Origin of the sequence: Roseateles cavernae, assembly GCF_040187885.1 — a bacterium.
Classification (GTDB): Bacteria; Pseudomonadota; Gammaproteobacteria; order Burkholderiales; family Burkholderiaceae_C; genus Roseateles_E; species Roseateles_E cavernae.
On sequence record NZ_JBDPLH010000007.1, the window covers coordinates 205,974 to 223,667 of the forward strand.

General features: G+C 68.6%; 17 protein-coding genes. 16 read left to right on the plus strand and 1 reads right to left on the minus strand.

Annotated features, from left to right (window positions below):
* Nucleotides 1-12 precede the first annotated feature (12 nt).
* From ABGI63_RS18695 to ABGI63_RS18770, 16 genes are all read left to right on the plus strand, one after another.
* Nucleotides 13-2,028 carry a bifunctional 3-phosphoshikimate 1-carboxyvinyltransferase/cytidylate kinase gene (locus tag ABGI63_RS18695; RefSeq protein ID WP_349743889.1) on the plus strand — a complete coding sequence of 672 codons (2,016 nt, stop codon included), beginning with the start codon at nt 13-15 and terminating at the stop codon, nt 2,026-2,028.
* Nucleotides 2,029-2,185: 157 nt separating this feature from the next.
* Nucleotides 2,186-3,895: a 30S ribosomal protein S1 gene (gene rpsA, locus ABGI63_RS18700; RefSeq protein WP_137940821.1), complete on the plus strand. Its 1,710-nt coding sequence runs from the start codon at nt 2,186-2,188 to the stop codon at nt 3,893-3,895.
* A gap of 117 nt (nt 3,896-4,012) precedes the next feature.
* Nucleotides 4,013-4,333, plus strand: a complete 321-nt coding sequence (locus ABGI63_RS18705; RefSeq protein WP_137940822.1) for an integration host factor subunit beta — start codon at nt 4,013-4,015, stop codon at nt 4,331-4,333.
* Nucleotides 4,334-4,367: 34 nt separating this feature from the next.
* The gene (locus ABGI63_RS18710; protein WP_349743890.1) at nt 4,368-4,670 is read left to right on the plus strand and encodes a LapA family protein; all 303 of its coding nucleotides are present in this window, start codon (nt 4,368-4,370) and stop codon (nt 4,668-4,670) included.
* Nucleotides 4,660-5,808 (plus strand): lipopolysaccharide assembly protein LapB, encoded by a 1,149-nt coding sequence (gene lapB / locus ABGI63_RS18715; protein ID WP_137940824.1) that lies wholly within the window; start codon nt 4,660-4,662, stop codon nt 5,806-5,808. Before ABGI63_RS18710 ends, lapB begins: the two co-directional genes overlap by 11 nt.
* Nucleotides 5,809-5,815: 7 nt before the next feature.
* The gene (locus tag ABGI63_RS18720; protein ID WP_349743891.1) at nt 5,816-6,547 is read left to right on the plus strand and encodes a glycosyltransferase; all 732 of its coding nucleotides are present in this window, start codon (nt 5,816-5,818) and stop codon (nt 6,545-6,547) included.
* Nucleotides 6,544-7,647 carry a glycosyltransferase gene (locus ABGI63_RS18725; RefSeq protein WP_349743892.1) on the plus strand — a complete coding sequence of 368 codons (1,104 nt, stop codon included), beginning with the start codon at nt 6,544-6,546 and terminating at the stop codon, nt 7,645-7,647. The genes ABGI63_RS18720 and ABGI63_RS18725 overlap by 4 nt, the downstream gene beginning before the upstream one ends.
* On the plus strand, nt 7,644-8,414 hold the full coding sequence (locus ABGI63_RS18730; RefSeq protein ID WP_349743893.1) for a glycosyltransferase family 25 protein: 771 nt from the start codon (nt 7,644-7,646) through the stop codon (nt 8,412-8,414). Before ABGI63_RS18725 ends, ABGI63_RS18730 begins: the two co-directional genes overlap by 4 nt.
* Before the next feature lie 14 nt (nt 8,415-8,428).
* Nucleotides 8,429-9,532: a UDP-galactopyranose mutase gene (gene glf, locus ABGI63_RS18735; RefSeq protein WP_349743895.1), complete on the plus strand. Its 1,104-nt coding sequence runs from the start codon at nt 8,429-8,431 to the stop codon at nt 9,530-9,532.
* Entirely contained in the window at nt 9,529-10,356 is an 828-nt protein-coding gene (locus ABGI63_RS18740; RefSeq protein ID WP_137940829.1) for a hypothetical protein, read from the plus strand. The genes glf and ABGI63_RS18740 overlap by 4 nt, the downstream gene beginning before the upstream one ends.
* The gene (locus ABGI63_RS18745; protein ID WP_349743896.1) at nt 10,353-11,369 is read left to right on the plus strand and encodes a glycosyltransferase family 2 protein; all 1,017 of its coding nucleotides are present in this window, start codon (nt 10,353-10,355) and stop codon (nt 11,367-11,369) included. Before ABGI63_RS18740 ends, ABGI63_RS18745 begins: the two co-directional genes overlap by 4 nt.
* A complete protein-coding gene (locus ABGI63_RS18750) occupies nt 11,366-13,090 on the plus strand; it encodes an ABC transporter transmembrane domain-containing protein (protein WP_137940831.1) in 1,725 nt (574 codons plus the stop codon). Before ABGI63_RS18745 ends, ABGI63_RS18750 begins: the two co-directional genes overlap by 4 nt.
* An 8-nt stretch (nt 13,091-13,098) precedes the next feature.
* Nucleotides 13,099-13,395 carry a ComEA family DNA-binding protein gene (locus tag ABGI63_RS18755; RefSeq protein WP_349743897.1) on the plus strand — a complete coding sequence of 99 codons (297 nt, stop codon included), beginning with the start codon at nt 13,099-13,101 and terminating at the stop codon, nt 13,393-13,395.
* A 105-nt stretch (nt 13,396-13,500) separates the two neighbouring features.
* Nucleotides 13,501-14,379 (plus strand): dioxygenase family protein, encoded by an 879-nt coding sequence (locus ABGI63_RS18760; RefSeq protein ID WP_349743899.1) that lies wholly within the window; start codon nt 13,501-13,503, stop codon nt 14,377-14,379.
* Between the two features lie 41 nt (nt 14,380-14,420).
* Entirely contained in the window at nt 14,421-15,146 is a 726-nt protein-coding gene (locus tag ABGI63_RS18765) for a response regulator (protein ID WP_349743901.1), read from the plus strand.
* A gap of 5 nt (nt 15,147-15,151) precedes the next feature.
* Nucleotides 15,152-16,279, plus strand: a complete 1,128-nt coding sequence (locus ABGI63_RS18770) for an ATP-binding protein (RefSeq protein ID WP_349743902.1) — start codon at nt 15,152-15,154, stop codon at nt 16,277-16,279.
* On the opposite strand, the gene ABGI63_RS18775 is transcribed toward ABGI63_RS18770, so the two are convergent.
* On the minus strand, nt 16,266-17,528 hold the full coding sequence (locus ABGI63_RS18775) for a patatin-like phospholipase family protein (protein ID WP_349743916.1): 1,263 nt from the start codon (nt 17,526-17,528) through the stop codon (nt 16,266-16,268). The two genes, ABGI63_RS18770 and ABGI63_RS18775, sit on opposite strands and share 14 nt — an antisense overlap.
* Between the last annotated feature and the right edge of the window lie 166 nt (nt 17,529-17,694).

Here is a 17,694-nt window from a genome sequence, read left to right on the forward strand (position 1 = left end):
CGCCCTTTTTCCATGTTCAAGATTCCCTTCCTCGACCTGCCGCCGCTGCGCAGCGCCGCCGGTACCGTGCGCCTGCCGGGCTCCAAAAGCATCTCCAACCGGGTGCTGCTGCTGGCCGGCCTGTCAGAGGGCACGACGCTGGTCCACGACCTGCTGGACTCCGACGACACCGCCGTGATGCTGGCCGCGCTGAAGGAATTGGGCTGCACGCTGGAGCAGGTCGACGGTGGCCCGCTCAAGCTCACCGGCATCGGCGCCCGTCTGGGCACCCAGCAGGCCAAGCTCTTCCTGGGCAATGCCGGCACCGCGATGCGGCCGCTGACCGCCGCGCTGGCCCTGCTGGCCGCCACCCAGGGTGGCGAGTTCGAGCTCAGCGGCGTGCCGCGCATGCATGAGCGGCCTATCGGTGATCTGGTCGATGCGCTGCGCGGCCTGGGCTGCGAGATCGACTGCCTGGGCCAGCCGGGCTATCCGCCGCTGCGCTTGCGCGGCCCATCGAGCCTGCGCCTGAGCGAGCCGGTGCGCGTGCGCGGCGATGTCTCCAGCCAGTTCCTGACCGCGCTGCTGCTGGCCCTGCCCCTGGTGGCCGAGCAGGAGGTGCAGATCGAAGTCATTGGCGAACTGATCTCCAAGCCTTATATCCACATCACGCTCGAACTGCTCAAGCGCTTCGGCATCGAGGTGCGGCGCGAAGGCTGGCAGCGTTTCACGATACCGGCCGGCAGCCGCTACCGCTCGCCGGGCGAGGCCCATGTCGAGGGCGATGCCTCGTCGGCCTCCTACTTTGTCGCGCTGGGTGCGATCGCAGCGTTTGAAGCGCCGGTCCGCATCGAAGGCGTGGGCTCGGCCTCGCTGCAGGGCGATGTGCGCTTTGTCGAGGCCGCCCGGGCCATGGGCGCCCTGGTCGAGTCCGGGCCCAACTGGCTCGAAGTCAGGCGTGGCGCCTGGCCTTTGAAGGCGCTGGACCTGGACTGCAACCACATCCCCGACGCGGCGATGACACTGGCAGTGATGGCGCTGTACGCCGACGGCCCCAGCACCCTGCGCAATATCGCCTCCTGGCGCGTCAAGGAGACCGACCGCCTGGCCGCGATGGCCATCGAGTTGCGCAAGCTCGGCGCCGAGGTCGACGAAGGCCCGGACTGGCTGCGTGTGCAGCCGCCCAAGGTCTGGCAGCCGGCCGCCATCCACACTTATGACGACCACCGGGTCGCGATGTGCTTCTCCTTGGCTGCCTTCAACGCGCTGGTCGCCGAGCCCGCGCTGCCGGTGCGCATTCTCGAACCGCACTGCGTGGCCAAGACCTTCCCCGACTATTTCGAGACCCTGTTCGAACTGGTGCAGGCCCGCGCCGACGACATCCCGGTGCTGACCATCGATGGCCCGACCGCGTCCGGCAAGGGCACGCTGGCCGATGAGGTCGCCCATGCTCTGGGCTATATCGTGCTGGATTCGGGCGCGCTGTACCGCGCCGCCGGCCTGGCCGCCTCGCGTGCCGGCATCGATCTGGACGATGGTCCGGCCGTCGCCGCGCTGGCCTCGGGCCTCGATCTGCGCTTCCGCAAAGGCCGGGCCTATCTGGGTGATAAGGACATTAGCGAGCTCTTGCGTGCCGAAGCCGTCGGCCTGATGGCTTCCCGGGTGGCGGTCCATGCCGAGGTGCGCGCCGCGCTGAACCAGCTGCAGCTCGATTTCCGCCAGCTGCCCGGCCTGGTGGCCGATGGTCGCGATATGGGCTCGGCCGTGTTTCCGGACGCCGCGCTGAAGGTATTCCTGACCGCCAGCGCCCAGACGCGCGCCGAGCGCCGCCATAAGCAATTGATTTCCAAGGGTATTTCGGCTAATATCGCGGGCTTGCGTGCGGATTTGGAAGCACGGGACGCTCGCGACAGCAATCGCAGCGCCTCGCCTTTGAAGCCCGCCGCAGACGCGCAAAGCCTCGACAACTCGGCCCAGACCATTGAGCAATCAAGGGATCAGGTGCTGGCTTGGTGGGAAGAGCGCCGGCCGTTTCAAACCCAGCGTTGAGTGGGAGACGGTCCAGGCCTGAGAAGCCAGGGCCCGCCGCCCTTCCCTCCGAACGCCAGTTCATCGAGGGCGGCGATGTCTACAACCTAACCCGCAAGCCCGTCTTGCACCCACCGCGCCTGGACCAAACGCCTTGGTCGACGCACAGGAAACCAGAATGTCCCAAACCCAAACCGCTTCCGGCATGGACTCCTTCGCAGCAATGTTCGAAGAGTCGCTGCAGAAGTCCGACATGCGCGCCGGCGAAGTGATCTCCGCTGAAGTCGTTCGCGTCGAGCACAGCTTCGTCGTCGTCAACGCAGGCCTGAAGTCCGAAGCCTACGTGCCTATCGAAGAATTCAAGAACGACCAGGGCGAACTGGAAGTTCAAGTCGGTGACTTCGTGTCCGTCGCCATCGACGCCATCGAAAACGGCTACGGCGACACCATCCTGTCGCGCGACAAGGCCAAGCGCCTGGCCTCGTGGCTGAGCCTGGAAACCGCACTGGAGTCGGGCGACTTCGTGACCGGTACCGTGTCGGGCAAGGTCAAGGGCGGCCTGACCGTGCTGGTCAACGGCATCCGCGCCTTCCTGCCGGGCTCCCTGCTGGACACCCGTCCGGTCAAGGACATGAGCCCGTACGAAGGCAAGACCATGGAGTTCAAGGTCATCAAGCTGGACCGCAAGCGCAACAACGTCGTGTTGTCGCGCCGCGCTGTGGTCGAGGCTTCGATGGGCGAAGAGCGTGCCAAGCTGCTGGAAACCCTGTCCGAAGGCGCGATCGTCAACGGCGTGGTCAAGAACATCACCGAATACGGTGCCTTCGTGGACCTGGGCGGTATCGACGGCCTGCTGCACATCACCGACATGGCATGGCGCCGTGTCCGTCACCCGTCAGAAGTCGTGACGGTTGGCCAGGAACTGACCGCCAAGGTCCTGAAGTTCGACGCCGAGAAGAACCGCGTCTCGCTGGGCCTGAAGCAGCTGGGCGATGACCCGTGGTTCGGCGTTGCTCGCCGCTACCCGACCAGCACCCGCCTGTTCGGCAAGGTCACTAACATCGCCGACTACGGCGCCTTCGTCGAGATCGAGCCGGGCATCGAAGGCCTGGTGCACGTCTCCGAAATGGACTGGACCAACAAGAACGTCGCACCGTCGAAGATCGTCTCGCTGGGCGACGAGGTCGAAGTCATGGTGCTGGAGATCGACGAAGACAAGCGTCGCATCTCGCTGGGCATGAAGCAGTGCAAGGCCAATCCTTGGGAAGAGTTCGCCGAGAACGTCAAGCGCGGCGACAAGGTCAAGGGCCCGGTCAAGTCGATCACCGACTTCGGCGTGTTCGTCGGCCTGGCTCAAGGCATCGACGGCCTGGTGCACCTGTCCGACCTGTCCTGGGACGAGACCGGCGAAGCTGCCGTGCGCAACTTCAAGAAGGGCCAGGAAGTCGAAGCCGTCGTGCTGGCCGTGGACGTCGAGCGCGAGCGCATCTCGCTGGGCATCAAGCAGCTGGACAGCGACCCCTTCACCGCCTACACCACGGTCAATGACCGCGGCATGTCGGTGACCGGCAAGGTCAAGACGGTCGACGCGCGTGGCGCCGAGATCGAACTGGCCGATGGCGTGCTGGGTTATCTGCGCGCTTCGGAAATCTCCCGCGATCGCGTGGAAGACGCCCGCAACGTGCTGAAGGAAGGCGACGAAGTCACCTCCATCGTCGTCAACATCGACCGCAAGACCCGCAACATCCAGCTGTCGATCAAGGCCAAGGACAATGCAGACAGCCAAGAGGCGATGCAGCGTCTGTCCGCCACGTCCGAGCGTGAGAACGCCGGCACGACCAGCCTGGGCGCTCTGCTGCGCGCCAAGCTGGACAATCAAGGCAACTAATCATTGCTCGCAAGGGCCCGGGCTCTGGTAGCCTAGGGCCTTGCCGGTGATGCCGCAGGCTCGCCACTCTTTCGAGGGCGAGCCTGTTTCAATTCCAATCACAAGAATTTTCACGTCATGACCCGATCCGATCTTGTTGCCCATCTGGCCGAGCGCTTTGGCCAGCTCACCCAGCGCGACACCGAGTTCGCGGTCAAGACCATTCTGGACGCGATGTCCGACGCGCTGGCCAAGGGCCACCGCATCGAGATCCGCGGTTTCGGCAGCTTCTCGATCAACCGCCGCCCGCCCCGCATGGGCCGCAATCCGCGCAGCGGCGAGCAGGTGCTGATCCCCGAGAAGCTGGTGCCTCATTTCAAACCGGGCAAGGCCCTGCGCGAGTCGGTCGACGAACAGCTGCCGGTGCTCGACGACAAGGGCAGCGAGATTCACGCCTGAGCGCCACGACCGCCGCCCCCTAGAATCTGCCTCGATGCGTATCTTCGTCTGGCTCTTCCGGGCCTTCATCTTCTTCGCCCTCTTCGCCTTCGCGCTGAACAACAGCCAGGAGGCCACCGTGCGCTGGTTCTTCGGCCACGAGTGGCGCGCACCGATGGTCATCATCGTGCTGCTGGCCTTCGGCTGCGGCGCCGCTTTAGGCGTGCTGGCCATGGTGCCGGCCTGGTGGAAGCACCGCCGCGTCGCACAGCGCGGCGGCGACATCGCACCGGCCGTTTCCGACGCTCCCACGTCCACCGAAGTTCAGACCCCCAGCGGCGTGCGCGATGGACTTTGATCTGCGCTGGCTGCTGTTCGCGCTGCCGGTGGCCTTCGGCCTCGGCTGGCTGGCCTCCAAGCTCGATGCGCGGCAGTGGAAGCGTGAGCAGCGCGATGCCCCCAAGGCCTACTTCAAGGGCCTGAATCTGCTGCTCAACGAGCAGCAGGACAAGGCCATCGACGCCTTCATCGAGGCGGTGCAGAACGATCCCGACACCTCCGAGCTGCACTTCGCGCTGGGCAATCTGTTCCGCCGCCGCGGCGAGTACGAGCGCGCGGTGCGGGTGCACCAGCATCTGCTGCAGCGCGGAGACCTGCCGCGCGCCGAGCGCGACCGCGCCCAGCATGCGCTGGCCCAGGACTTCTTCAAGGCCGGCTTGTTCGACCGTGCCGAGGAGGCTTTTGCCGCGCTGCGCGGCACCGCCTTCGAGACCGAGGCCGAGCTGGCCCTGCTGTCGCTGTACGAGCGCTCGCGCGAATGGCGCAAGGCTGCCGAGGTAGCCCGCCATCTGGAGCAAGGCGGCACCGCCTCGTTCGCGGCCCGCATCGCCAACTATCTCTGCGAGCAGGCGCTGGAAGCCCAGGCCCGCAACGAGCACGGCGAGGCGCAGGAGCTGCTGGCCCAGGCCCGCAAGACCGCGCCGCAGGCCGCCCGCGCCCATGTGCTGGCCGGCCAGATGCTGGCCCGGCGCGGTCAGCCCGAGCAGGCCATGGCCGCCTATGCCCAGTTGCTGAGCGCCAAGCCCGAGGCCTTCAATCTGGTGGCCGGCGACTATGCGGACGCGGCCCTGGCCATCGGCGCGACCGAGCCGGCGCTGGCCACGCTGCTGGCCCAGTACCAGCGCGCGCCCGGCATGCATCTGCTGCTGGCCATCGCCAAGCTGGAGCCGGCCGCCGCCGCCCAGCGCCAGCGCCTGGTGACCCATCTGCGCGCCGAGCCCAGCCTCAGCGCCGCCCGCATGCTGCTGACCCAGAGCAAGGCCCAGCTCAGCGAGGAGGAAGCTCCGCTGATGGCCGCCGCGCTGGACCGCGCCAGCCGGCCGCTGCAGCGCTATCGCTGCGCCGCCTGCGGCTTCGAGGCCCAGCACTATTTCTGGCAATGCCCGGGCTGCCTGAACTGGGACACCTACCCGCCACGCCACGTGGAAGAACTCTAAAGACACCATGGCGAGCGACCGCGTCATCCTCTGCATGAAATGGGGCAGCAAGTACGGCCCCGAGTACGTCAACCGTCTGTATGCGATGGTGCGCCGCCATCTGCGCGGCGAGTTCCGTTTCGTCTGCCTGACCGACCGCAGCGAGGGCATCCGCGCCGAGGTCCAGTGCCTGCCCATCCCCGACCTGGCCCTGCCGCCCGGCATTCCCGAGCGCGGCTGGACCAAGCTGACCACCTTCGAGGCGGATCTGCACGGCCTCAAGGGCACGGCGCTGTTCCTCGATCTCGATGTCGTCATCGTCGACGACATCACGCCCTTCTTCGAGGTGCCCGGCGAGTTCCTAATCATCCATGACTGGAAACGCCCCTGGCGCATCACCGGCAACTCCTCGGTGTATCGCTTCACGCTCGGTGCGCATGCCGATGTGCTGGCCAAGTTCCGCCGCGAGTTCGAGAGCATCCGCGCCCAGGTGCGCAACGAGCAGGCCTATCTGTCCAACGAGATGCAGGCCAAAGGCTTGCTGACCTACTGGGACGCGGCCTGGTGCGCCAGCTACAAATACCACTGCATCCCGCGCTGGCCCAGCAATTACTGGCGCGCACCCATGGTTCCCAAGGGCGCCCGCATCCTGATCTTCCACGGCGTGATGAACCCGCCCGACGCGCTGGCCGGCCGCAGCAACGGCAACTGGCGCCGCGCCAAGCCGGCGCCCTGGATCGCGGATCACTGGCGCGAATGAGCCCGCCACCCAAGGTTCTGCACTTCGTCACCGGCGGCTTCTCCGGCGCCACCCAGGTGGCGCTCGACCTGGTGCGGGCGGCCCAGGCCAGCGGCCGCAGCGAGCCCCTGCTGGTGCTGCGCAAAAAACGCCAGACCGACCCGCAGCGCATCGCCGCACTGCAGCAGCAAGGCCTGCCGATCGAACTCGTGCCGGGCTGGAGCCATGCGGCCACGATCTGGCGCCTGCAGCAGCTCTGCCGCCGCTTCCGCCCCGATGTGCTGGTCGCCCACGGCTTCCCCGAGCACCTGCTGGGGCGCTGGGCCGGGCTGCTGGCGGGCGTGCCCCATCTGGTGCATGTCGAGCACAACTCGCGCGAGCGCTACAGCCGCTGGCGCCTGCTGCAAGCCCGCTGGCTGGCGCGGCGCAGCGATGCCATCGTCGGCTGCTCGGAGGGCGTGCGGCACAGCCTGCTGGCGCTGGGCATGCCGGCGGACAAGACCCTGGCGATCTCGAATGGCATACGGCTGGAACCGTTTGCCGACGCCGAGCGCCATCCCTATGCCCGGCGCGTGCCGGGTCTGGTGATGGCCGCCCGATTTGCCGGCCAGAAGGACCACGCCACCCTGCTGCAGGCCCTGGCCCTGCTGCGCGAGCAAGGCCTCAGGCCACCGCTGCTGCTGGCCGGCGGCGGCGGCGAGCGGCATCTGCGCGCCGCCCGGGCGCTGACGCAAAGCCTGGGCCTGCAGCAGCAGGTGCAGTTCCTCGGCTTCCAAGCCGGACTGCCCGAGCTGCTGATGCAGCACCAGATCGCGGTGCTCTCCACCCACTACGAGGGCATGCCCCTGTCCCTGGTCGAGGGCATGGCGGCCGGCTGCGCCGTGGTCGGCACGGCCGTACCGGGCGTGCAGGAATTGCTGCGCGACGGCGACACCGGCCGCCTGGTGCCGCATCGCGATGCCCGAGCCCTGGCCGATGTGCTGGCCGAGTTGCTGCGCGAGCCCCAGGCCGCCGCCGCGCTGGCCGAACGCGGTCGCCATGCCGCCTTGGCCGAGCACAGCCTCGCCGGCATGACGAACCAGTACGAAGACCTGTTCAACCGATTGGCCCGCGAGCAATGAGCTGCCCTGTCTACCTGATCAATCTGCCCCGCGACACGCGCAGGCTGGCCGTGATGCAAGCCCAGCTGCAGCGCCTGGCGCTGCCCTTCGAGGTCACGCCGGCCGTCTACGGTCGGGACCTGTCCGCCGAAGAGCGGGCCAGGCTGTACAGCCCGGCACTCAACCGCGCCCGCTTCCACCAAGCCATGGCGCCCGGCGAGATCGGTTGCTACGCCAGCCATCTGCAGGTCTGGCAGCGCCTGGTGGACAGCGGCGCGCCCCATGCGCTGGTGCTGGAGGACGATGCCGAGCTGCGCCCGGAGCTGCCTGCCACGCTGCGAGCCGTGGCGGCCCTGCCGCCGCACTGGGACATGATCAAGCTGATCGGTCGCGAGCCCGAGTCGGTGCTGCAAAGCTGGCCCCTGCCGGGCTGTGCCGCCGAGCTGGTCCGCTACCAGCGCGCACCCAGCCTGACCTGTGCCTACCTGGTCAGCCGCGACGGTGCCCTGAAACTGCTGCGCAGCCGCCGGCCGTTCTTCCGGCCCATCGACGTCGACCTGCGCCACTGGTGGGAAGCGGATCTGCGCCTGTTCGGCCTCACACCCTACCCGGCCGGCCAGACCGACGAGGCCACCACCTCCAGCATAGGCAGCCGCGAGTTCGGCGCCTGGTGGTCGCGGCGCTGGCGCAAGGGTCGCACACAATGGCATTACAGCCGCGGCAATACCCGCGCCAACCGGGCGCTGCAGGCGCTGCCGGATCCCTTTCCAGAATTGAACGTTCGCTGAAGCAAGAAGTTCCCATGCCCCAGTTTGACTATCTGATCGTCGGCGCCGGCTTTGCCGGCTCGGTCTGTGCCCGCGTGCTGGCCGATGCCGGCAAGCGCGTGCGCCTGATCGACCAGCGCCCCCATATCGGCGGCAACGCCCACGACACCCGCGATGCCCAGGGCCTGCTGATCCATCCCTATGGCCCGCACATCTTCCATACCAACAGCAAGGCGGTGCTGGCCTGGTTGTCGCGCTTCACCGAGTGGCGCTTCTACGAGCACCGGGTGCTCGCCCAGGTGGAGCAGCAACTGCTGCCGATCCCGATCAACCGGACCACCATCAACCGGCTCTATGGCCTGAGCCTGAGCGGCGACGAGGTACAGGCCTATCTGGACAGCGTGCGCGAACCGCGCGAGCCGCTGCAGACCAGCGAGGACGTGGTGCTGAACTCGGTGGGCCGCGACCTGTGCGACAAATTCTTCCGCGGCTATACCAGGAAGCAGTGGGGGCTGGACCTGGCCGAGCTGTCGGCCGGTGTCGCCGCCCGGATTCCGACCCGTTGCGACGACGATGACCGCTACTTCAGCGACACCTACCAGCTGATGCCCGCCCAGGGCTATACGGCGATGTTCGAGCGCATGCTGGACCACCCGCTGATCAGCATCGAGCTGGCGACCGACTTCCGTCGCATCAAGGCCGACAGCGATGCCCAGCATCTGATCTACACCGGCCCGATCGACGCCTACTTCGATCACTGCTACGGCCGCCTGCCCTACCGCAGCCTGCGCTTTGATCACCAGCACCTGCCCGATGTGGCGCAGTTTCAGGAGGTCGGCACGGTCAACTACCCGAACGAGCACGACTACACCCGCATCACCGAGTTCAAGCATCTGACCGGTCAGCATGCCGCCGGCACCTCGATCGTGCGTGAGTATCCTCAGGCCGAGGGCGACCCCTTCTATCCGATCCCCAGGCCCGAGAACGAGACGCTCTACAAGCGCTACCAGGCCCTGGCCGATTCGCTGCCCAAGGTCAGCTTCGTCGGCCGCCTGGCCCAGTATCGCTACTACAACATGGACCAGATCGTTGCCGCCGCGCTGAAGACCGCAAACCAGCTGCTGGAGCCGCAGGCATGAGTGCGACACCGCCCCTGCGCCGCAAGAATCTCGTCGTGCTGCGGGCCGGCGACGGCTCCCTGCACCCCGGCTGGATCGCCCAGCCCAACCGCGACTTCGACATCTTCGTCAGCTACTACGGCAAGCAGCCCGGCCTGCACCAGGACAGCGCCGACTACTACGAGCACCGCCCCGGTCCCAAATGGCCCTGCATTGCCGAGCTGCTGCAAGCCCACCCGCAATTGCTGGAGCAATACGACGCCTTCTGGTTTCCCGATGACGACCTGGCCGCAGGCACCGAGACCTTGAACCGCATGTTCGCGCTGTTCCATGGCCATGCGCTGGCGCTGGCGCAGCCGGCCTTGACTGCCGACTCCTACTACAGCTGGAAGGCAGTGCTGCAAAACCCCGCCTACATCCTGCGCCATGTCGATTTTGTCGAGGTGATGGCGCCGCTGTTTGACCGGCATGCGCTGCGTGTCTGCCTGCCCACCTTCTCGCAAAGCCGCAGCGGCTGGGGCCTCGACTGGGTCTGGCCCAGCCTGGTCTCGCGCGGCCGCGACGCGGCCGTCGCCATCATCGACGCCACGCCGGTCAAGCACACCCGACCGCTGGGCGGCGATCTGTACAAGAACAACCCCGAACTCAACCCCGCCCTGGACGAGGCCAAGCTGGTCAAGCTCTACGGCCTGGGGTCGCGGCGCAGCACGGCGCGCCTGGTGCTGCACAGCGTCGTCAGCCAGCAACGCCCCGACTGGCTGACCCGCTTGAGCCTGGCGCTGCGCCGTCTCAACGCGCAGCGCCGCTTCAAGCGCGCGCAAAGAAAAGCCGCGCCGACGGCATGAGCCCGCCCACCGAAGCCCGGCCCTGGCTGAGCCTGCTGATCCCGGTCTACAACGTCGAGGCCTGGCTGCGCGCCTGCCTGGCCTCGGTGCTGTCGCAGGCTGATGCCGGCGTCGAGATCCTGCTGCTCGACGATGTCTCGACCGATGGCTCGGCCGCGCTGATGCAGACCCTGGCCGAGAAGAACCCGGGCCGGCTGACCCTGCTGCGCCACCAGCGCAACAGCGGCCTGAGCGCCGCGCGCAACACCCTGCTCGAAGCCAGCCGCGGCGAGTATCTGTGGTTCCTGGATTCCGACGACGAGCTGATGCCGGGCGCGATCGCGGACCTGGCGGCCATCGTGCAGGGCCATGCCCCCGACCTGGTGCTGTGCGACTTCCGGACCCTGCGCGAGCGCATGAAGCGCAAGCATGTCTGGCGCGGCGAGTTGCACCGCCGCAGCTTCGACGGCCCGGGCGACCGGCTGCTGAGCGACCGCTCGGCCCTGCTGCAAGGCCTGTTCGCGCTGGGTCAGCTGCACAGCTGGAGCAAAATCTCGCGACGCGCGCTGTGGGGCGATGATCTGCGCTTCCCCGTCGGCCGCTACTACGAAGACATGTACACCACCCCGGCCCTGGCGCTGCGCGCCACCAGCTATGTCTATGCGCCGCGCGTCTGGGTCGGCTACCGCCAGCGCGGCGGCAGCATTCTCGCCACGCTGAGCCCCCGCAAGATCGACGACATGATGCAGGCCCTGGCCGGCCTGCCGGCCCGGCTGGACGCCCAGCAGCCGCCGATCGGCACGGCAGCGCGTTTTGCGCTGGCGAACTATGCCGGACGCGGCTTCGTCAGCGCGGCCCGCTTCATGGCCCGCCATGCGGACGGGGCGGCGCTGGCGCGCTGCCTGCAGCAGTTCCAGGGCAACTCGCCGCTGAGCGCTGCGGCCCTGCTGCGCGCCTATCTGGCGCGCGGCTGGCTCTGGCGCGCCTGCCGGCTGCACTACTGGCTGCGGCGTGCCGCGAAGGCCTCGACATGAAGATGGACCCGACGCTGCGCCGCCTGCTGGCCTATGTCAAACCCTATCGTCTGGGCGTGCTGCTGACCTTTGTCGCCTACCTGGCGGCGGCCTCCACCGAGCCGCTGATTCCGGAGCTGCTGCGGGTGGTGTTCGGCAAGGGCTTCGAGCAGCAGACCTTCTCGATCTGGTGGATTCCGCTGGTGCTGATCGGTCTGTTCGCGCTGCGCGGCGCGGCCAGCTTTGCCGGCCAGTACCTGCTGAACTGGACCGTGCTGCGCAGCGTGATGGACCTGCGCCAGACTCTGATGAACGCGATGCTGCGCGCCGACGCCAGCGTCTACAACAGCCTGCAGCCCGGTACGGTCGTGACCAAGGTGGTCAATGACCCGCAGCAGGCCCTGAGCCTGCTGGGCGGTGTGCTGACCACCCTGCTGCGCGACGGCCTGCCGACCGTCGCGATGCTGGGCTATCTGTTCTTCCTGAACTGGCAGCTGACCCTGCTGTCCCTGGTCACGCTGCCGCTGATGGCCGTGGTGGTCAAGCAGGTCAGCCGGCGCGTCCACGCGATGGGCAATCTGAGCTACGACGCCCAGATGCAGCTCTCCGCCAAGGTCGACGACCTGACCCGGGCCTGGCGCGTGGTGCGCAGCTTCGACGCCGCCGAGCACGAGCGAGAACGCTTCGCCGAGATCGCCCAGCAGGTGCGCCGCAACAGCCTCAAGCAGGTCGCGGCCGGTGCGCTGAGCTCGCCGCTGTCGCAGCTGGTGGCCAGCGTCGGCCTGTCCATCATCGTCAGCCTGGCCCTGCTGCAGGCGCGCAGCCAGCATGCCTCGGCGGCCGATTTCGCGGCCTATATCACCGCGCTGCTGCTGCTGGTCTCGCGGCTGCGCCATCTCAGCGACCTGGCCACGCCGATCACCAATGCCCGCGTGATCGCGCGGGGCTGCATGCAGCTGCTGGACCTGCCGTCCGAGCCCGACCAGGGCCAGCGGGAGCTGGCGTTGCCGGTGCGGGGCGAGCTGCGCCTGGAGCAGGTGCGGCTGCAATACCCGGGGGCCGAGCGGGCCGCGCTGGACGGGCTCGATCTGCCGATTCCGGCCGGACGCACCACCGCGCTGGTCGGCGCCTCGGGAGCGGGCAAGAGCTCCATCATCCATCTGCTCCTGGGCTTCGGCCGACCCGATGGCGGCACCGTCTTGCTGGACGGCGTCGACATCCAGACCCTCAAGAAGGCCAATCTGCGCCGCCAGTTCGCGGTGGTCTCGCAGGACATCGTGCTGTTCGACGCCTCGGTGGCCGACAACATCGCCTATGCCCAGCCGCGCGACCCGGTACGCCTGGAGCAGGCCTTGCGCGCTGCCCATCTGTGGGACTTTGTGCAAAGCCTGCCGCTGGGGCTGGACAGTCCGATCGGTGCCAACGGCAGCATGCTGTCCGGCGGCCAGCGCCAGCGCCTGGCGATCGCCCGCGCGCTCTACAAGGACGCGCCGATCTGGGTCTTCGACGAAGCCACCTCGGCGCTGGACACCGAGAGCGAACGCGCGGTGCAGCAGGCGCTCGATCAATGGCAGGGCCGCAAGACCCTGATCGTGATCGCCCACCGCCTGTCCACCGTGCGCTCGGCCGATGCCATCCATGTGCTGGGTGCCGGCCGGGTGATCGAGAGCGGCAGCCATGCCGAGCTGCTGGCCCGGGGCGGCGCGTATGCCGCGATGGTGCAGGCGCAGATCGGCGACTGAGCACGACAATGATGATGCGGCGTCGCCAGCTCCTGGGGCTCCTCGCGGCGCTGCCGGTGCTGGCCGCTGCCGAGCCCGCGCCGCTGGAGCTCAACAGCGCCAGCCAGGCCGAGCTCGAATCGCTGGCCGGCATCGGCCCGGCGCTGGCCGAGCGCTTGCTGGCCGCGCGGACCCAGGCCCCGTTCAAGGACTGGGCCGATCTGCAGCGCCGGGTGCGCGGCATCGGCGCGGCGCTGGCGCGCAGGCTCTCGGCCCAGGGACTCCGGGTACAGGGCCTGCCCTACGAGGAGCGGGCTCCCGGCTGATGTGTCAGGCCCGACACAATCTGCCTATCTTGCCGACAAGGCCGGCGGCTCCAATGCAGACACCGGGCGATCAGCGCCCCGATGTCCACCCCAACAGGAGCCTGCATGCACAAAGCCACCAGCCACGACAGTCACGACCATGGCCTGGCCCATGACCTGGCCCGCCTTCAGTCACAACAGGCGCAGCGCCGCCGCGCGCTCGGTTTGCTGGCCGGTGCCGGCGGTCTGATGCTGCTCGGCTGCGGAGGCGGTGGCAGCGAGGACAGCGCCGCCACCGCGACCAGCAGCGGCACAACAACAGGCGCCGGAACAACAAGCGGCACGACCACCGGCAGCTGCTCGGTCATCCCCGAGGAGACCGCCGGCCCCTACCCCGGCGATGGCTCCAACAGCGCGGGTGGCGGCATCGCCAATGCCCTGGCCCTCAGCGGCATCGTGCGCAGCGATATCCGCAGCAGCATCGCCGGCGCCAGCGGTAGCGCAGCGGGCGTGCCGCTGACCCTCACGCTGAAGCTGCTCAACACCAACGGCGGCTGTGCCGACCTGGCCGGCTATGCGATCTATCTGTGGCACTGCGACGCCGAAGGCCGCTACTCGATGTACTCCAGCGGCATCACGGCCGAAAACTATCTGCGCGGTGTGCAGGAAACCGGCAGCGACGGCACGGTCAGCTTCACCACCATCGTGCCCGGCTGCTACGCCGGCCGCATGCCCCATATGCATTTCGAGGTGTTCCGCAGCGTCAACAGTGCCAGCGCCTACAGCAACAAGCTCAAGACCTCGCAGATCGCCTTCCCGACCGAGGTCTGCAGCAGCGTCTACAACAGCGTGGCCGCCTACAGCGCCAGCATCCGCAACCTGGCCGCGATCAGCTTTGCCAGCGACAACGTCTTCAGCGACGGCGTGAGCACCCAGCTCGCAACGATGGGTGGCAGCGTCGCGGCCGGCTACAGCGCCAGCCTGAGCGTGGGCATCGCCGCTTGAGCGCTGGTGTATCGTGCGCCGATGCACCGAGGGAAGGCTTTATGAACGCCAGCGCGATCCGCTGCCTGGTGGTGGATGACGACGGCGAGATCCGCAGCGCGCTGCAGGATTTTCTGCAGCGCTTCGGCATGCAGGTGGCCGCTGCGGCCGACGGCGCCGAGATGCGCCGCCGGGTCGGCGCCCAGGCCTTCGATGTCGTCGTGCTGGACCTGATGCTGCCCGACGAGAACGGGCTGTCGCTGTGCCGGTGGCTGCGCGCCCAGCACCCCGGCACGGCCATCGTGATGCTGACCGCCCAGGGCGACCCGATCAGCCGCGTGCTGGGCCTGGAGATGGGGGCCGACGACTACCTGCCCAAGCCCTTCGAGCCGCGCGAGCTGGTGGCCCGCATCCATGCGATACGCCGGCGCGTCCAGCCGGGCGAACGCCAGCAAGCGTCCAGCGCCGAGCCGCCGCGCGAGCTTCGCTTCGAGGGCTGGCGCTTCGACCGGCTGCTGCGCCAGCTGGTCTCGCCGGCCGAGGTGGTGGTGGCCCTGTCCAGCGCCGAGTACCGGCTGCTGTCGGCCTTTGTCGAGCGGCCCGGCCGGGTGCTCAGCCGCGAGCAGCTGATCGAGCTGACCCGCGCGCCGGGCGTCGAGGTCAATGACCGCAGCATCGACCTGACCGTCTCGCGGCTGCGCCAGAAGCTGGCCGACTCCTCCCGCGAACCGCGCCTGATACGCACGATGCGCGGCGAGGGCTATCTGTTCGACGCCAAGCTGGGCTGAGCAGCATGCGCTGGTTCACCGACACCCTGGCCAAGCGCCTGTTCCTGCTGATGTGGGCGGCCCTGGTGGCCAGCCACCTGGCCGCGTTCGCGGCCGTCCATCTGCTGCATTTCGAACGCGGCACGCCGGCCCGGCTGCCGGTGTTTCCCTCGCTGCCGCCCACGCCCGGCCTGCCCCAGGCTCAGCGCGAGCCGCCGCCGGGCCCGCCACCACCCGACGGCCCGGGCCAGCCGCCCCCGCAGGCGGCCGGCCTGCCCGCCGACGCGCTGCTGCTGGACTATGGTGTGCGCCTGCTGGTGATCGCGCTCGCGGCCTGGTTCGGCTCGCGCTGGGTGGCCGCGCCGGTGCGCCGTCTGGTGCAGGCCTCGCAGACCCTGAGCGAGACCCTGGGCGGCCAGGAGCCCCTGCCGGCACTCGATGAAAACAGCGGCAGCCAGGAGGTGCGGGAAGCCGCGCGGGTCTTCAACCGCATGGCCCGCGAGCTGCAGCGCCAGTTCAGCGAGCGCGGCCTGATGATGGCGGCGATCTCGCATGACTTGCGCACCCCGCTGACGCGGCTGCGCATGCGGCTGGAAACCATGGACGCGGCACCGGCGCTGCGCGAGCGCTCGGTTGCCGATATCCGCGAGATGAACGGTCTGATCGACACGGTGCTGGCACTGTTCCGCAGCCAGACCCAGGCCGCCGAACCGCTGCAGGACACCGATATCGACGCGCTGCTGCAGGCGCTCAGCGATGACCTGGTCGAACAGGGCCACCCGGTGGCCTACACCGCCGCGCCGGCCATCGCGCGGGCCCGCCCGCTGGCGCTGCGCCGGGTGCTGGGCAATCTGCTGGGCAATGCCTTGCGCTATGGCGGCGGCGCCGACATCCGGGTCGAGTCGCGGGGCCGCCAGGTCTGCATCCGCATCGACGACTCGGGGCCCGGCATCCCATCGGCCCAGCTGGAGGCGGTGTTCCAGCCCTTCTACCGCCTGGAGGGCTCGCGCAGCCGCGACACCGGCGGCATGGGTCTGGGGCTTTATATCGCCCGCGACCTGATGCAGCGCCAGGGCGGCAGCCTCCAGCTAATCAATCGCCCCGAGGGCGGCCTGCGCGCTGAATTGCTGCTGCCGCTGGCTACGCCGGGCTGAGGGTCTCGGCAAAACCGGCGCGGCGCTTGCGCATCGCGGCCGGATCGACGCTGGGCGCCTGGGCCGGCCAGCCGAAGAAGCGCTGCACATCGGCGCGGCGCGCCAGCGTGTCGGCCATGCCCAGCATGATCAGCTCGCCGGTGAACGAGGGCTCGAACAGCAGATAGCTGGTCAGCGCCGAGCCGCTGGCGGCCTTGCCCTCGCCGGCCACGCCGACGCTGCGCAGCAGCGCCTTGATGGGCGGCGGCAGGCTGGCCTGGTGCTCGGCCGCCAGATCATCGAGGCGCCGGCTCGGCGCGATCACCAGCACATCGAGCGGCCGCAGCGGCGTCGCGCGGCGGGCCTCGGGCGTCAGCAGACCCAGCGTGTTGTTGATGCGTTGCAGGCGCTCGACATCGACCGCCAGCGCATCCAGAAAGATGTTCGACAAGGCATGGCCGGCGATCTGCGCCATGCTCGGGTGGCCCTCGACCAGCACCTCGCGGCGCGCCCCCGGCGGCTCGTGCATGCGGCCCGCGCCGATCACCAGCACCCGGTCGGCGCCCAGATGCACGGCCGGCGAGATCGGCGCGCTCTGGCGCATCGAACCGTCGCCGAACCATTCCTGCCGGCCGTCCAGGTCCAGCAGCTCGGCCGGGAAGATGAAGGGGATGGCCGACGAGGCCATCAGATGCTCGATCGACAGCCGCGTCTTGACGGCCACCCGCTGCGAGCGCAGCCAGGGCTCGAACGGCAGCTGGGTCTGGTAGAAGGTCACATGCTGGCCCGAGGTGTAGCTGGAGCCGCTGATCGCCAGCGCGTGCATATGGCCGGCCGCCAGCATCTCATCGAGCCGCTCCATGCGCACCCAGCGGCGCAGCAGCGCTCCGAGCGGCGCATTGTCCAGCAGGCTGCGCGGGCGCGAGCGCTTCCAGCGCGCCAAGGCCCAGCCCAGGCTCATCATCGTCATCCAGCGTGCGCCGGTGCGTATCACGCCGAAGGAGTCGGCCGCATAGACCTGCTCGACATGCAGGTTCTGCCACAGATGCGTCAGCCCGTCGACCGCGCCATCGAAGTCGTCGGCATTGCAGGCCAGCGTGGCGGCATTGATGGCGCCGGCCGAGGTGCCGGCAATCACCTTGAAGGGATTGCCCTCGACGACGCCGGCATCGCGCTTGAGCTGGGCCAGCGCCGCCAGCACACCGACCTGGTAGGCGGCGCGCGCACCGCCGCCGGTCAGTATCAATCCTGTCGTGGGCGGGGCCGCCATGTGCTGCATGGTCTGATCGGTCTCGGGTGGAGGTGGGCTGGGTTGACGACCATCATCGCCGATCACGCGCGCAGCGACAGCCTCGAATAGAGGGTGGAGCAACGCACAAACAACAGGCGCTGAACCGGAAGCGCAGCCTTATTCCGGCGACCGCCGGCCGCAGATC

Excerpts from the sequence above, each read along its gene's own strand:
- ABGI63_RS18695 (WP_349743889.1), top strand. The coding sequence starts at position 13 with ATGTTCAAGATTCCCTTCCTCGACCTGCCGCCGCTGCGCAGCGCCGCC.
- rpsA (WP_137940821.1), top strand. The coding sequence starts at position 2,186 with ATGTCCCAAACCCAAACCGCTTCCGGCATGGACTCCTTCGCAGCAATG.
- ABGI63_RS18705 (WP_137940822.1), top strand. The coding sequence starts at position 4,013 with ATGACCCGATCCGATCTTGTTGCCCATCTGGCCGAGCGCTTTGGCCAG.
- ABGI63_RS18710 (WP_349743890.1), top strand. The coding sequence starts at position 4,368 with ATGCGTATCTTCGTCTGGCTCTTCCGGGCCTTCATCTTCTTCGCCCTC.
- lapB (WP_137940824.1), top strand. The coding sequence starts at position 4,660 with ATGGACTTTGATCTGCGCTGGCTGCTGTTCGCGCTGCCGGTGGCCTTC.
- ABGI63_RS18720 (WP_349743891.1), top strand. The coding sequence starts at position 5,816 with ATGGCGAGCGACCGCGTCATCCTCTGCATGAAATGGGGCAGCAAGTAC.
- ABGI63_RS18725 (WP_349743892.1), top strand. The coding sequence starts at position 6,544 with ATGAGCCCGCCACCCAAGGTTCTGCACTTCGTCACCGGCGGCTTCTCC.
- ABGI63_RS18730 (WP_349743893.1), top strand. The coding sequence starts at position 7,644 with ATGAGCTGCCCTGTCTACCTGATCAATCTGCCCCGCGACACGCGCAGG.
- glf (WP_349743895.1), top strand. The coding sequence starts at position 8,429 with ATGCCCCAGTTTGACTATCTGATCGTCGGCGCCGGCTTTGCCGGCTCG.
- ABGI63_RS18740 (WP_137940829.1), top strand. The coding sequence starts at position 9,529 with ATGAGTGCGACACCGCCCCTGCGCCGCAAGAATCTCGTCGTGCTGCGG.
- ABGI63_RS18745 (WP_349743896.1), top strand. The coding sequence starts at position 10,353 with ATGAGCCCGCCCACCGAAGCCCGGCCCTGGCTGAGCCTGCTGATCCCG.
- ABGI63_RS18750 (WP_137940831.1), top strand. The coding sequence starts at position 11,366 with ATGAAGATGGACCCGACGCTGCGCCGCCTGCTGGCCTATGTCAAACCC.
- ABGI63_RS18755 (WP_349743897.1), top strand. The coding sequence starts at position 13,099 with ATGATGATGCGGCGTCGCCAGCTCCTGGGGCTCCTCGCGGCGCTGCCG.
- ABGI63_RS18760 (WP_349743899.1), top strand. The coding sequence starts at position 13,501 with ATGCACAAAGCCACCAGCCACGACAGTCACGACCATGGCCTGGCCCAT.
- ABGI63_RS18765 (WP_349743901.1), top strand. The coding sequence starts at position 14,421 with ATGAACGCCAGCGCGATCCGCTGCCTGGTGGTGGATGACGACGGCGAG.
- ABGI63_RS18770 (WP_349743902.1), top strand. The coding sequence starts at position 15,152 with ATGCGCTGGTTCACCGACACCCTGGCCAAGCGCCTGTTCCTGCTGATG.
- ABGI63_RS18775 (WP_349743916.1), bottom strand. The coding sequence starts at position 17,528 with ATGGCGGCCCCGCCCACGACAGGATTGATACTGACCGGCGGCGGTGCG.